The sequence below is a fragment of the Arthrobacter sp. MYb229 genome (assembly GCF_002975405.1).
Classification (GTDB): domain Bacteria; phylum Actinomycetota; class Actinomycetes; order Actinomycetales; family Micrococcaceae; genus Glutamicibacter.
Genome location: NZ_PCPS01000001.1, coordinates 500,460 through 515,111 on the forward strand (window position 1 = coordinate 500,460; position 14,652 = coordinate 515,111).

8 protein-coding genes are annotated in these 14,652 nt (G+C 59.8%); 6 read left to right on the forward strand and 2 right to left on the reverse strand.

Features of this window, described 5'->3' with window-relative positions; all coding sequences use genetic code 11:
- Window position 1 precedes the first annotated feature (1 nt).
- Window positions 2–3,205 carry an ATP-dependent DNA helicase gene (locus tag CQ019_RS02435; RefSeq protein WP_258133826.1) on the forward strand — a complete coding sequence of 1,068 codons (3,204 nt, stop codon included), beginning with the start codon at window positions 2–4 and terminating at the stop codon, window positions 3,203–3,205.
- Window positions 3,202–6,549, forward strand: a complete 3,348-nt coding sequence (locus CQ019_RS02440) for an ATP-dependent DNA helicase (protein ID WP_096284607.1) — start codon at window positions 3,202–3,204, stop codon at window positions 6,547–6,549. The genes CQ019_RS02435 and CQ019_RS02440 overlap by 4 nt, the downstream gene beginning before the upstream one ends.
- Here CQ019_RS02440 and CQ019_RS02445 read toward each other — a convergent pair.
- Window positions 6,539–7,840, reverse strand: coding sequence for a phosphotransferase (locus CQ019_RS02445; RefSeq protein WP_105569252.1), 1,302 nt, complete (start codon window positions 7,838–7,840; stop codon window positions 6,539–6,541). The genes CQ019_RS02440 and CQ019_RS02445 overlap by 11 nt on opposite strands.
- A 203-nt stretch (window positions 7,841–8,043) precedes the next feature.
- Between CQ019_RS02445 and nudC the strand changes: the two genes are divergently transcribed.
- The 3 genes from nudC (at window position 8,044) to CQ019_RS02460 (ending at window position 11,777) form a co-directional block, all read left to right on the forward strand.
- Window positions 8,044–8,934, forward strand: a complete 891-nt coding sequence (gene nudC / locus CQ019_RS02450; protein ID WP_181148224.1) for an NAD(+) diphosphatase — start codon at window positions 8,044–8,046, stop codon at window positions 8,932–8,934.
- Complete coding sequence (locus CQ019_RS02455) at window positions 8,931–11,054, forward strand: ATP-dependent DNA helicase UvrD2 (RefSeq protein WP_105568848.1); 2,124 nt, start codon at window positions 8,931–8,933, stop codon at window positions 11,052–11,054. Before nudC ends, CQ019_RS02455 begins: the two co-directional genes overlap by 4 nt.
- 111 nt (window positions 11,055–11,165) lie before the next feature.
- Window positions 11,166–11,777, forward strand: a complete 612-nt coding sequence (locus CQ019_RS02460; RefSeq protein WP_105552999.1) for a M48 family metallopeptidase — start codon at window positions 11,166–11,168, stop codon at window positions 11,775–11,777.
- Between the two features lie 89 nt (window positions 11,778–11,866).
- On the opposite strand, the gene CQ019_RS02465 is transcribed toward CQ019_RS02460, so the two are convergent.
- Window positions 11,867–13,288 (reverse strand): zinc-dependent metalloprotease, encoded by a 1,422-nt coding sequence (locus tag CQ019_RS02465; protein ID WP_105568849.1) that lies wholly within the window; start codon window positions 13,286–13,288, stop codon window positions 11,867–11,869.
- A 253-nt stretch (window positions 13,289–13,541) separates the two neighbouring features.
- Between CQ019_RS02465 and CQ019_RS02470 the strand changes: the two genes are divergently transcribed.
- Complete coding sequence (locus CQ019_RS02470) at window positions 13,542–14,582, forward strand: PDZ domain-containing protein (protein WP_096284617.1); 1,041 nt, start codon at window positions 13,542–13,544, stop codon at window positions 14,580–14,582.
- Window positions 14,583–14,652: the final 70 nt, after the last annotated feature.

Here is a 14,652-nt window from a genome sequence, read left to right on the forward strand (position 1 = left end):
CATGGAAGATATGACCGACCCGGCACAACTGGATACGTCTTCGCTGCTTGAAAGGCTGGCAACGGTAGCCAAACCTACCCTCGTGACCGGGGCCCCGGGGACCGGGAAAACCACGGCCCTGCTGGACACAGCCGTGGCGCATCTGGACGCTGGTTTGGATCCGCTGCAGCTGTTGATTATTGCGCCAACTCGTCTGACCGCTGCCGGCATTCGAGACGACCTCAGCCGCCGAGCGGATCAAACTTTTACCGAGCCGGTGGTGCGGACCTGGTCCGCATATGCCTTTGATCTCATCCGAAGGGCACGCTTGGAAGGCCTGCTGCCGAATTTGGAACGGGCTCCTCGACTCCTTTCGGGACCTGAACAGGATACGCTCATCGGCAACCTCCTCGAAGGCCACCAGCAGGGATTGACCGCGGGCCCGGGGTGGCCCGAGGACTTGAACTTAGCGGTCGAAACACGCGGGTTCAGGAAAGAACTGCGTGAATTCTTTGACCGGGTTTCTGAGCTTGGACTTGAACCGGTAGATATTGCGCAGCTTGGGGAACAGGCCAAGCGCGCAGAGTGGGTGGCCGCGGCACGCTTCTATCAGGAATACCGCGACCTGCTGGACCTAGGCAGTGCCGAAGCTTTTGACCCGGCGGGTCTGATGACCCGTGCCGCCCAATTGTTCGAACAGCATCCAGAGTTCCTGGCCGAAGAGCACGAAAAACTGCAGCTGATCCTCGTCGATGACCTGCAAGAGGCGACCTTGTCGCAGCATCGGCTGCTGCGGCTGATCGCGCGTGATCGCCGGCTCGTTGCCTTTGCGGCGCCAGATAATGTGGTCCAAGGATTTCGTGGTGCACGCCCCGATGAGCTGAACCGTTTCTCGCAAAATTACAGCAGCAACGATGAGGCTCAACTCTTCGAATTGGATACCAGCTTGCGCATGGCACCGGCCATTATGGATGCTTGGAAGCGCGTCGTGCGGCGAATCCCGCTAGCGGCCGGCCTGCGCGGACGAAAACTGGAAGCGCCAGCGGAAACCGAAACCGGGCAGGTTCAAGCTCTGTGCTTTGAAAACTCCACCTTGGAAGAACGCTACATAGCCCAACGCATAGTCCAGATGGATCTCTACGAGGGCTTCCCGCTCTCCGACATGGCCATCGTGGTCCGCAACGGTTCACAGGTACGGTCCTTCAGTCGGTTCCTCGAAGGCCAAGGGATCGCGGTCCAGGTTCCACCGGCCGAAATCCCCTTGAAGGATGAGGGCGCGGTACGGCCCTTGCTCGACCTGGTCCAGCTGGCCCTGGCCGGCGGCGTAAGCGACGATCCGCTGCTGATGCAGAACTTGCTGCTCTCGCGCTACGGAATGAGCACCGCCTTGGAAATTCGACGCCTGAGGCAGCTGCTGCGCCAACGCGAAAGCTCGGTGGGCGGACGGCGATCCAGCCAAGAGCTTCTCGAAGCGAGCCTTCATGAACCGGAACTGAGCCGTGACTTGGGGCCCGTAGCCTTTGGCTTGGAACGCCTGCTGAGCATGTTCGGTGCCTTGCGCACCGAGCTTGCCACCGGGCAGGCAACCCCGGAAACGGCGCTGTGGGCGTTGTGGGAAGCTTCGGGCCGGGCCAACGCCTGGCGCAAGGAAGCGCTGGGCACCGGAAATACCGCCCGTCGTGCCGATCACGACCTGGACGCGGTCCTTTCGCTATTCCAGGCAGCCGAACGGTTTGTGGATCAGCTGCCCGGTGCCAGCGTGGAACTTTTCATCGATCACATTTTGCATCAGGAACTGCCGATGGACTCACTGGCCTCGCGAGCCACCGGGACGAAAACGGTCACGGTGCTGACCACCGCGGCGGCCGCAGGCAAGCACTGGCCCGTCGTATTCATTCCGGGCCTGCAGGAAGGCAGCTGGCCGAACCTGCGGCTGCGCGGTGAGCTGCTGGGTTCCAACGCCCTGGCCGACGCGGTAGAACACGGCCTGGCCTTCCTGAGCACACGCACCCCGACGCAGCTGGTGCGCGGAATCCGCAATGATGAAATGCGAAGCTTCAGCAACGCCGTTTCGCGCGCCTCGCGATTGTTGATTTGCACGGCGGTGGATAACGAGGACTCGCAACCCTCATCGTTCTTGGACCTGGTTGATCCAAACGGCGGCGCGCAACGAGAACTCACCGCGGTCCCACGAATCAGGGCCCTGCCCACGCTGGTGGCTGAACTGCGTTCGATGGCCGAACGCGCCAAGGCCGCGCAACTCGGCGCGGTCCCCGCTCCCGAGCACGTTTCGGCCGACGAGATCTACCACGACGCCATCACGGTGCTAGGGCAATTGGCCGACAGCGAATACCCGGTGCGTGGCGCTCACCCAAAGGGTTGGTGGGGATTGAAGCCACTGAGCACCAGCGCCCCGGTGGTTCCCGCCGATCAACCGCTGCGTGTGTCACCCTCAAAGGTCGAGACCCTGGTGAAGTCGCCGCTGAACTGGTTTGTGCAAAGCGCCGGGGGAGAAGCGGCGCATGACTTCGCCGCCTCCCTGGGCACCTTGATTCACTCCATCGCCGAAGAGCACCCGGAGGCCAGCGGGAGCGAATACTCGAACATCCTCGAGCAGCGGTGGCCGGAGCTGGAAAAGCTCCCGAATTGGGAGGGGCAGCGCGACTTTGACAGAGCCGAAGAAATGCTCAAAAAACTTGCGCAATACAGCATCGCCATGCGCACCTCCGGGCGTGAACTACGAGCGAGAGAACTGTCCTTCCAGGTTGACGTTCCGCAGGAAGGCAAGCATATCCAGCTGCGCGGAGTCATCGACCGGGTGGAAGCCGACGCGCAGGGCAAGGCCACGGTGGTAGATCTGAAAACCGGTGGCAAAGCGCCAACGCTCAAAGACACCGAAACCCACCCGCAGCTGGCCGTCTACCAGACCGCGGTGCAGCTCGGTGCATTGCAGCAGCACGATGAAACCGCCGCGCTTTCCACCGAACCAGCCGGAGCGTCGCTGGTCTACGTCGGTACCCCGACGAAGTCGGCCACCCTGCGGGATCAGCCGGCCCTTGGAACAGAAACCTGGGCGCGGGAGCTGATTCTCGAAGCGGCCGAGCTGATGGGCGAGAGCGAATTCACCACCCGGCACACCATTGGCTCCGAGGGCCTGCGCGGATCGTGCACGCTGCCCGAAATCTGCCCATTGTGCGAGCAAGGACGACAGGTCACCGAACCATGAGCAATATTCGATTCACCCCGCAGGAACTTTCCGAAGCCCTAGGGGAGCAGTTCCCGCCAACCGCGCAGCAGGCCGAGATCATCTGTGCCCCCTTGGAACCCATGCTGGTCATCGCCGGCGCGGGTTCCGGCAAGACGAAGACCATGGCGGACAAGGTGGTTTGGCTCGTCGCCAACGGGCTGGTTCGCCCGGAAGAAATCCTCGGCGTGACGTTCACGCGCAAGGCAGCCGGCGAACTTTCCGCACGTATCCGAGCCAAGATCGCGCAGCTAGTGGCCACGGGGCTGCTCGGTGAAGAGGAAACCAGAGACTTCCTGGACCCGGCGGTATCCACCTACCATTCCTATGCCAATACCTTGGTGCAGGACTACGGACTTCGCCTGGGGATCGAAGAAGACACGGTATTGCTCGGTGCGGCGCAATCCTGGCAGCTGGCCCATCAGGTGTTGGAGAGCTATACCGGAAACTACGAGCATCTCGGCTCGGCGACCAGCACGCTGATCGACGCAATCGTCTCATTCAGCTCCGAGTCCTCCGAGCATCTGGTCTCCCCGCCGCAGGCCCAGCAATGGCTCGACAACCTCATTGCCGAAGTCTCCCTGTTCCCGATGCAGGCGGACAAGGAAAAGAAGCGGACCGTTGCGGCGCAGAACATGATCGACCGGCTCGCCTCCCGCGCGACCATCGCCGAGCTGGCCCAGGAATACGCCCTGTCCAAGGCGAAACTCGGGGTGATGGACTACGGCGATCTGGTCTCCCACGCGGCGCATATTGCGCAGGAAGTTCCGGCCGCGGCGCTTGCCGAGCGCACCAGCCACAAGGTGGTGCTGCTCGATGAATTCCAAGACACCTCGCATGCCCAGATGGTGCTGTTCTCGCAACTTTATGGCGATGGCCACCCGGTGACCGCGGTGGGGGATCCCAACCAATCCATCTACGGATTCCGCGGTGCCAGCGCCGGCCAGCTATTCCGCTTCCCCCAGGAATTCCCCATAGTGCGCGAATCGAGCAGAGACCTCGCACATGTCAAGCACCTCACGGTGGCATGGCGGAATACCGTGAACGTCTTGGACGCGGCAAACCACATTACCGCTGGCGGTCAGCAGCCGGCCATTGGACCGGTCTCCGTCAAGCCGCTTGAACCCTCGGCTTTTGCGCAGCCCGGCCGAGTAGTGCTCAATCGCTGCGCGAGCGTCCGCGAGGAGGCCGAACGGATCGCGGACCTCATCGTGGCAGAAAATCGCCAGGGCGTCGGTGCCGAGCACAAGACCAGCGCGGTGCTCAGCCGCAACCGGGCGAATCTCTCGGTGATGGGCGAGGTGCTTGGCGAACGGGGCATTGCCTATCAGCTGGTGGGGCTGTCCGGGCTGCTCAGCACCCCTGAGCTCACCGACCTCGTGTCCTGTTTGCATGTGCTGGTGGATCCGTTGCGCTCGGACAAGCTGATGCGCTTGCTCGCAGGCGCCAGATGGCGTTTGGGCGCCGCCGACCTCGCAGCATTCGCCGATTGGTCGCGTTCGCTGGCCCGGCGCCGGGAGCGCGGGCTGAATCCCGAACTGGACTCCGCCGAACCGATCACCCAGAATCAAAGCACGGAGGAGGCGGCCCGCGCGGAGCTCAACGACGCTGCAAGCCTGATCGAGGCGCTGGATTACCTTCCTCCGGCTGGTTGGACGAGCTCCGACGGCCGGCGGTTGTCGAATACCGGCTATGAACGGCTCGAAGCGCTGCGATCCGAACTGCGGCAATTGCGTTTGATCGCCAACGATGATTTGGAAGCGTTGATTCGAGAAGTCGAACGCGCCATGAACCTGGACATCGAGGTGGCTGCCAGACCGTGGATTGCCGCGGACAAATATCGGGTGAACCTGGATGCCTTCGCCGATGTGGTGCGCGAATATTGCCGCAATGCCCCGCGCGTGGAGTTGGCGGGTTTCCTCATGTGGCTTGAACAGGCCGCCGAAAAGGAAAAGGGGCTCCCGCTGCCCTCCGAAGATGCTGATCCGCTGGCGGTACAGTTATTGACTATTCATGCCTCGAAGGGGCTCGAATGGGACATCGTCGCGGTGATGTCTTTGAACGAGGGGGTCTTCCCGGGAGCCAAATCCGATCGTTGGACCAGCGGCGATAAGGCGCTGCCTTGGCCGTTGCGCGGAGATGCCGGCGATTTGCCGCAGTGGGATACCGACCAGCCGGCGCTGAAGGAACTGATCGAGGCCGAATCGATCTTCAAAGATCGGGTGGACGACCATCATATTGCCGAAGAACGCCGCCTCGCCTACGTGGCAGTCACCAGGGCTAAGTCATTGCTGATCTGTTCAAGCAGCATTTGGTCGGGATCGCGCTCCAAGCCCTGTGAACCTTCGGTCTTCATGGACGCACTGCTGCCACTGGCCGAAGGGGAGGAACCCCGCGCCGAAATTGGAGTGTGGGTCCAAAACGATCAGGGGCCCGAGGAAAATCCGGTACGCTCCCAACCGATGGAGGCGCGCTGGCCGTACGACCCGCTTGACGGGCCGGTGATTACCGGCACCGTGCAAAAGTCGCCGCACCCCTATTCTCGTCGCGAGGTGCTCAGTGCGCTTGCCGAAGACGTTGTTGCCGCCAAGGCGAAGAGCCAGATGCTGACCGGCTTCGGTGAGCATTGGAAGGACGAGGCGGAGAGGTTGCTGGCGCAACGCGAGTTCCTGAACAACCGCGAACGCGTCATCGCTGCGCCCGAGCATGTGCGGGCCTCATTGTTCGTTGAACTTGCCGAAGACCCTGTGGAGGTGCTGGAGAACCTGCGCCGCCCCGTTCCGCGCCGCCCCGGCCTGGCTGCCCGGCGAGGCACCGCATTCCACGCCTGGATCGAGGAATACTACGAACAAACCCAGATGCTCGACCTAGGCGAGATCGTGGAGCCAGCGGATCGATATATTGACGACGTGCTGGATCTTGCCTCGATGAAGGAAGCGTTCCTAGCCAGCGAATGGGCCGAACGCCAACCGGCATATGTTGAGGTGCCGCTGGAAACACGTGTGGGCCCGGTTGCGGTACGCGGGCGCATCGATGCGGTCTTCCAGCTTGAAGATGGCACCTGGCTGATGCTCGACTGGAAAACCGGAAGGGTGCCCAGCGGCAAGGACCTGAAGAGCAAATTGGTGCAGCTGGCGGTCTACCGTCTTGGCTGGTCACGCCTGCACGGGATCCCGCTGGAACAGATTCAGGCCGCGTTCTACTACGTTGGCGCCGGCATCACGATTCACGCCGAATATCTGGCATCCGAAGAAGAACTTGAATCCATGATCGCCGGGGCCTTCGAAAACCTGACGGAGCAGGTCGAAACGGAAGTTACGAAGTAGTTTCTTCCTTGGAGTCGGTGCCTTCCACGGGCACCGACTCGCTTGGCTTCGCATCCGGTGCAGGGTTATTTCCCGAATCGGCCTTCGCGGCATCCTCCGGCGAAGTGCTGTCTGCGGCCGCTGCGTCGTCTGTGTGCTGTGCCGCGGGGGACTGCACGCCAGCTTCAACGGGGACGGCGGAGACCGCTGGAGGCTTGGGCGTGCTGTCCTCCGGTGGGGCGTCGGTTTCTACCTCATCCTCGACGGGTAGCTGTGTAACCTTTGAAGAGTTGATTGCCGGAGCGCTCGGCTTCGGCGCTACTTCAGGTTTCTCAACCGAAGCGGATGCCGGAGCGGCCAGCGGGCGCGGAGCCTCAACGACGGACAGCGGCTCACCGCCGTACTCGGCTATATTCGTATCCAGTTCCTGCAGCATTTCGTCGGCATCGGCAATGCGCTCGGTGTCTTTGCTGTCCAGGGACTTGACCAACCACTGGGCGAGCGCGAATTCCGCAGCCAGCGCAGCACGGCGCATGATGTGCGGATCTGCTGAGTTGCCGCGAGCCTCCACATAGGCGGCGAATACTCGTTCGCTGAAGCTCTGGTCATCAATGGCGGAGAGCCAGGCGAAGTCGTCGGCGGGGTCGCCCACATGCAAGTCGGTCCAGCCCTTGACGGCGGTAATGCTTGAGTGTGAAACCTGCAGCTGCTCTTCATCGAAGTCGCCATGGACCACCGTGGCGTTAAAGCGCCACAGCGACACATCTTCCATGGCGTGCTCCCAACGCCGCAGCAGGCGGCTAGGCACTCGGCCCGTCGCGGCGGCGGTGTCCAGCTCGTTGAGCTTGCGCTGGCGAACTTCATCGGCGGTGTAGGTCGGCAATCCGGCAACTTCGACCGAATCATCGGGAATCTGGTGGATCGCCGCCATGCACTGACCCAAGGCCACCGCAAGCTTGCTTCCCTCCTCGACAAGTTCGTCGAGGGTGGGAACCCGGCCGGGAAGATCTTTATATACGAAGGTTCGCAAGGGGCCCTGACGCACAGTTCCGGCGACAGAGGGCAGGGCGAACGGAAGCGCGGCCCTGACCTTGGCCGAAAAAGCGCGCAAGGCGGAAAGCTCCGCTTCCAGGCGCATACTCGCTTCGTCGTGGCGCGGCGAGCGTACGCGCCAGCGGTGTTTTTGGGAATCTACGATGAGTGCCGAATCGAAGTCTTCTGCATCATCGGACAACGCGGCGAACCTTACCGGGGTCAATCCCGGCACGGCGGCGGTGGCAATAGCGGCGAGTTCCATGGCAGAGCGTTTCACATCCTCCACCGTATGCGAGATCCGGCGTTTCATTCGTTAATGACGCACGGAAGATGGCTAGTTTCAACGCACATGACGGCAGATGCGATTTAGATCATTCGCAATTGTTTTCACCGTGAAGCCAAACCAAGCCAGTGCTCAGCGAATTGCACTAGGTTAGGAGTATGGCGTTGGCAGAAAAATATCGATTACCACTCACCTCATTGAGCTTCGCACGATCCGTGTATGAGCGTCCGGTGACCGAGCATGACCAGCCTGACCTGCTACCACAGGTCATGGCCGACCCGCAGAGTCGAGTGATGCTGCTTTCCGAGCTTGGTGCTGCGCTAAACGGCGAATCGTTGTTTTTGATCCCAGGCCCGGACTATCAGGCGTCCGGGCAGGAAAAATTCGTCTACCTCGGCCGTGACAAGCAGCACTTATTTGTTTTAGCTATTGTCGACTCCTCGGTGCTTGATGAACGGACCGAGTCATCATGGACCACGCTGCGAGACGCATTTAATGTTCTCGATGCGGCTCAGGCCGAGTTGTTTGTTGAGGCCCAGGCAATAGCCAACTGGAGACGCAACGAAGTGTTCTGTCCCCGGTGCGGTTCCGAACTTCGGTCCTCTACCTCCGGTTGGGTGCAACGCTGCGTGGACAATGGCCACGAGCTGTTCCCGCGCACCGACCCGGCGGTGATCGCCGCCATCGTCGATTCCGAAGATCGTTTGCTGCTCGGTGCCAACAGCACGTTCAAATCCAAGATGTACTCGGTCCTAGCTGGTTTTGTCGAAGCAGGAGAATCACTTGAGTCTGCGGTGCGTCGAGAGATCTTTGAGGAATCAGGGGTACACGTCGGCGATGTTGCCTACCGTGGGTCCCAGCCATGGCCAATGCCGCGCTCACTCATGCTGGGCTTCACCGGCGAGGCGCTGAGCACGCAGCTGGTACCTGACGGTGCCGAGATACTCGACCTTCGCTGGTTCACCCGCGAACAACTCGGCTCCGAATTGAGCGCCGGCACCCTGCAAATTCCGCGCGGTATTTCCATCGCACACGCACTGATCCGTAACTGGTACGGAGAAGCCCTTCCGGAGGCCCCAAGCAAGTGACCGAGCAAGAAAATATAACGGCCCCCGATCTTTTGGCAGGGCTTGACGCCGAACAGCGGCTCGCGGCCGAGACCCTGAGCGGCCCAATATGCATCCTTGCCGGTGCCGGGACCGGCAAAACCCGCGCCATCACACACCGCATAGCGCACGGTGTGCATACCGGGGTCTACAACCCGACCAGCGTGCTGGCCCTGACCTTCACGACCCGTGCCGCATCCGAGATGCGCACACGGCTTCGCTTGCTGGGAGCTCCGGGCGTCCAGACCCGGACATTCCACGCCGCTGCGCTTCGGCAGCTGCAGTACTTCTGGCCGCAGTCGGTCGGTGGGACGTTGCCAAACTTGGTGGAGCACAAGGCGCCGCTCATCGCTGAATCCGCGCGCCGACTTCGAATTTCGAGCGACCGCGCCATGGTGCGCGACCTTGCCTCCGAAATCGAATGGGCCAAGGTATCGATGCATTCTCCCGAAAGCTACGCCAAGGTCGCTGCCAGCAGAGATCTGCCCAACGGCCTGGAACCGGTGAGCATGGCACGCATCTTCCAAACCTATGAGGAACTCAAAGACGACCGTAGCGTGATCGACTTTGAAGATGTTTTGCTGCTTACCAGCGCAATTCTTGAAGAAGACGAGAAAGTCGCCGCCAACGTCAGGTCCCAGTATCGACATTTCGTGGTGGATGAGTACCAGGATGTTTCGCCGCTGCAACAGCGGCTGCTCGACCTGTGGCTCGGTGGGCGCGACGAACTATGTGTGGTGGGCGATGCCTCCCAGACGATCTATTCGTTCACCGGTGCCCGACCTGATTACCTGTTGAACTTCGGCACCCGATTCCCCGAAGCAACCGTCGTCAAGCTCGTGCGTGACTACCGTTCGACACCCGAGGTGGTGAATCTGGCGAATAAGGTGTTGTCCATGCGCCGGATAGAAACTTCGATGCCTGATCCGACCGTCATTTGGCCAGAACCCTTGGAACTCATTGCCCAGCGCGAGCATGGACCCAGTCCTGAATTTTTCGAGGCTGCCGACGATGAACAGGAAGCGGATGAGGTTGCACAACGCATCAAGGCGCTAGTCAAAGACGGGCAAGACGTCTCTGAAATCTCGGTGCTATACCGCACCAACGGTCAGTCTCAAGCCTTTGAACAAGCGCTCACGGCGCACGGAATTTCCTACGTCATGCGTGGCGCCGAGCGGTTTTTCTCGAGGCGTGAAGTCAAAGAGGGAATGCTTGCACTCCGCGCCGCATTAAATGTTGCAGGAGACTTGTCGGTGCCTCAGCTGGTGCGCGATGTGCTCTCCTCGCACGGGTATGCTCCGGAAGCTCCCACCGGCAGCACCGGTGCGGTACGCCAACGGTGGGAATCGTTATCCGCCCTCGTGCGACTGGCCGACGACCTGGTTGCCGGCAAAGGCGACCAGGGGCACGAAGTGACCTTGCGCGATGTGGTCCGCGAACTTGAAGAACGCGCCGCGACACAACATGCGCCGACCTTGGACGGCGTCACGCTCGCGTCCTTCCACGCGGCGAAGGGCCTTGAATGGGATGTTGTTTTCTTGGCAGGCCTCAGCGAGGGACTCGTACCGATCACCTATGCGAAGGACCAGGCTGGCTACGATGAAGAACGTAGGCTGCTCTACGTAGGAATTACTCGTGCGCGCATACGGCTCTACCTGTCGTGGTCCTTAGCCCGGACCCCGGGTGGCCGGGCGCATCGATATCCGTCGAGATTCCTGGACGGGATTAAATCTGTGCGGCAGGCCAGCAGCCGGCAGCAAGCACCGGTTCGCCGCAAGCAGCAGAAACTCACGCCATCTGTTTGCGCCGGTTGCGGATCATTTTTGACCACTGCGAAGGAACGGAAACTCAAACGATGTTCCTCTTGCCCCGCCGCGTACGACGAAGCGCTCTTTGAGCAGCTGCGTAGCTGGCGAGCCTCGGTGGCCCAGAGCAATTCGATTCCCGCATTTGTGATTTTCACCGATGCGACGCTCATGGCAATCTCGGAGCATCGACCGAATTCGGTCCAAGGGCTGGCCAAAATCTCAGGAGTGGGGCGCAGCAAACTTGAACGCTACGGTGAAGCGGTACTGGCGGTTTTGGCCGAATACCAAGGCTAGTTATCGACAGCTCGCAGGGAATGAAAAATCGGTTCACCTACGTGGACCTATGGTGAGCTCATAAGCGACAAACCATCGCAAACCTGTGAAGGATAGAAGTGGAGGCACCCGATGCCGGCATACCCTCAGACCGTTGATTTTATCGCCGCGGATGACATCCCGGTCCGTATCGTACGTTCGAGCAAACGGAAGAAGACCATCTCCTCGCAATGGCGCGAGGACCGGTTGGTCGTTCAGGTGCCCGCGGCGCTGAATGAAAGCACGGAGCGCGCATTCGTGGACGAAATGCTCAAGAAATACCGCCAGCGTAAGAGCCGACAATCGGCGGCCATCACCGAGGACTCGTTGATGGAACGGGCCACATATTTGGACCTAAGGTATCTTGATGGGCTGGCTAATCCGGTATCGGTGCGTTGGGTCAATAATCAAAATAAACGGTGGGGCTCTGCCACCCCAATCCAGCGGACCATCCGACTTTCCGCCAAACTGAAGTATGCCCCGAATTGGGTGCAAGACTATGTTTTGGTCCATGAGCTAGTCCATTTGGCAACGCCGGGCCAAGGGCACGGAAAAAGGTTCCAGGATCTGCTGGACCGGTTCGAAAGAAGAGCCGAAGCGGACCAGTATCTCGCCGGATTCAGCGCAGGTTTCCGCGCACATGCCAAAGAAAACGGACAGACCGATACCGAAACTGGCGGGTTTGACGATCTCGACGACAAGTGACCTGCGATTTTGAGGTCCGCTCCAACGAAAAGTAGGGGGTCCAAGCAGCTTGAGCTGCTTGGACCCCCTACTTACATCAGAGCTCTTAGTTAGTTCTTCGGATCGTCTGGATTAGAATCCTCAGGGTTTTCGACTTCAGGTTCCGGCTTATCGAATCCGCCATCGAGTAGCTTGCCTAGCGCGGCGTCAAACTCGTCATATTCAGATGCAGCCGACTCTCGGCGCTTGGTAAAGCCCGCCGGCTCGCTGAGATCTTCGGCCGTAGGCATCAAATCGGGGTGGTCCCAAATAGCATCTCGGCCTTCGGTACCACGTTCCTCATGGAGGTGTTCCCAGAGGGCGGCAGCCTCACGAAGCTTGCGCGGACGCAGTTCCAAGCCGACCAGCGAAGCAAATGCTGATTCAGCAGGACCACCAGAGGCACGGCGACGGCGCATGGTTTCTCGAAGGTGAGCCGCGAATGGCAAGTTGGCGGCCGCGAGCGACACAACGTGGTCGACCCAACCTTCGATCAGTGCCAGCGTCAGTTCGAGATTTTCAAGTGCCTTTTCCTGCTGGCCTGTGCGCTCTGGCGTAAACAGCCCTTCGCCGAGCAGTTCCTGCAGGTTCTCCGGATTTGACGGATCGATGCCGCGAACTGCTTCTTCGACACGTGACATATCGATATGAATGCCACGTGAGTAAGACTCGACCGCTCCGATGAGTTTCGAAGAAAGCCATGGAACCCGATTGAATAGTCGCGCATGAGCGTGCTCGCGCAGAATCACGTAGAGCAGCACTTCCTGCTCAGGGATTTCCAACCCCTCGCCAAAGTTGGCGACGTTGGCGGCGACCAGGCCGGGTGTCGTTCCTGCCAGGGGCAACCCGATATCGGTGCCTCCAAGCACATCCTTGGCTAAGCCGCCTAGGGCAGTTCCCAGCTGCATTCCAAACATGCTGGAACCAAGATTTCGGAACATCGCATCGGAGTTGCCGAGCATGCCCTTCATCTCTTCTGGGATTTGGTCCTTCATTGCGCTGGTGATTGCACGGGTCACGGATTCGGCCACCGGTTCGGTGACCTTCTTCCAAACACCCAAAGTTTTGTCGTACCAGCGTTTGCGAGTCCAGACTTCGGTAGCTTCGCCCTTGGACTCAAAAGCCGTGGCGTTATTGAGCCACAGATCGGCCAGATAGGAAGCGTCGACAATGGCGCTTTTGCGCGATTCAGAAACTTCGGGGTCTTCACCGGCATAGGACTGAAGCGCGGTATCCGAAGCAAGCTTCCAATTCACCGGCCCTTCAGAGGCATTGTTCTGCATCATTGCCGACATCATTGCTTGTGCCTGCTGCATCATTTGCTGCATAGCGGCGGGATCCTGTGAACCCATCGCTTCGCGAAGCTGAGGCGGGAGATCGTTTGGGTCGAAACTGCCACCGAAGAGCTGTGAGAACATCGCTGACATTGGATCCTGCGGATTGTTTTCGTCGTCGTCACCGTCGGGTCGGTTATTCGGAGGGTTCTGTGCCATGTCATTAAAAGTACCCCCTACGCCTGAGAGTTCACATCGGTGCAAGCCTGAGTTCGCTTTCGGCACATCGAATACTCCTTATAGCTGATGAAGTTCTGCATGGGCTTTCAGTAGGCTAGAGGGGGTGGCGTTTGTGAAAGCGCCCCTGAAATATTTTTGAGCGGCGGGAGCAAGGTCAGTGCACGAACAGGAACCATCATCCACGAAGGGCGCGAGCCCGAATTTGGGTACGCAAGTTCCTGGTTCCAAGCCCGTGAAAACCACGATCGCAGGGACACTAGCCCTGCTGTTGGTTGGTCTGATCCTCTTCTTACCCACCAACTTTGTCGTGCGCACACCTGGACCAGTGCTGAACACGCTGGGGGAGTACGAGGGCAAGGAGCTCATCACCATCGACGGTGCCAAGAGCTTTCAGTCCAACAGCATTTTGGACATGACGACCATTTACGTTCAAGGCGGTGGGCAGAATCGGGTGTCAACCCCGGTGATTCTCGAAGCGCTATTTAATCCGAACAAAGATATCGTCCCGGAAGAGACCATGATTCCGCGTGGAGTTACTAGCGAAGAACGTGGCGCGGCCAACGATTCGATGATGGTTTCTTCACAAGAATTGTCGATTGCAGCAGCCATGAATGAGCTGGGGCACGAATATTCCACTTGGTTGGAAGTCGCGGATTTCTCCACGGATACCAATAGGGATTCATTAAAGCCAGGAGATAGGTTGCTGGGGTTCGAAGGGAAACCAGTATCCAACTTGGAAGACTTGAAGGCAGACCTCAATGAGCGTGGAGATCAGCCAAGCACGATGACGGTTCGCAGGGCCTCCGGTGAGGGTGAGCCGAAGGAGACTGAGGTCAGCGTCACCACGTCAGCCAATGCAGAAGGCTCTCGCCAGCTTGGGGTCTACTTGAGCACCGCCTTTGATTTTCCCATCGACGTGAAATTTGGCGTGGAAGAGGTCGGAGGCCCGAGCGCCGGCATGATGTTCGCCTTGGCGATCATTGATCGGTTGACCGAAGGATCGCTGGCCGGAGAGAATCACATCGCCGGGACCGGAGAGATTACCGCCGAGGGCAAAGTCGGGCCTATCGGAGGGATTGCCCAGAAGATGGTCGCCGCGAAGGCAGATGGTGCGACGGTCTTCCTAGCGCCGTCAGAGAACTGCTCGGATGTACAAGGACGAGTGCCGAACGGGCTGCATGTCGTCAAGGTGGGCACGCTGCATGAAGCACGGCAGGCGCTGACAAAAATTGAGCAAGGAGCCGACCCCACCACGTTGGAATCCTGCTCATAGATCCACTCGACACCGTTCATACAACTTGGTGTCTGAAGCTTAGTAAGTACAGTGATAGATATACGAGTTC

What these genes read in the sequence shown, in the direction of transcription:
- CQ019_RS02435 (WP_258133826.1), top strand. Translation starts at nt 2, where the DNA reads ATGGAAGATATGACCGACCCGGCACAACTGGATACGTCTTCGCTGCTT.
- CQ019_RS02440 (WP_096284607.1), top strand. Translation starts at nt 3,202, where the DNA reads ATGAGCAATATTCGATTCACCCCGCAGGAACTTTCCGAAGCCCTAGGG.
- CQ019_RS02460 (WP_105552999.1), top strand. Translation starts at nt 11,166, where the DNA reads ATGCCGGCATACCCTCAGACCGTTGATTTTATCGCCGCGGATGACATC.
- CQ019_RS02465 (WP_105568849.1), bottom strand. Translation starts at nt 13,288, where the DNA reads ATGGCACAGAACCCTCCGAATAACCGACCCGACGGTGACGACGACGAA.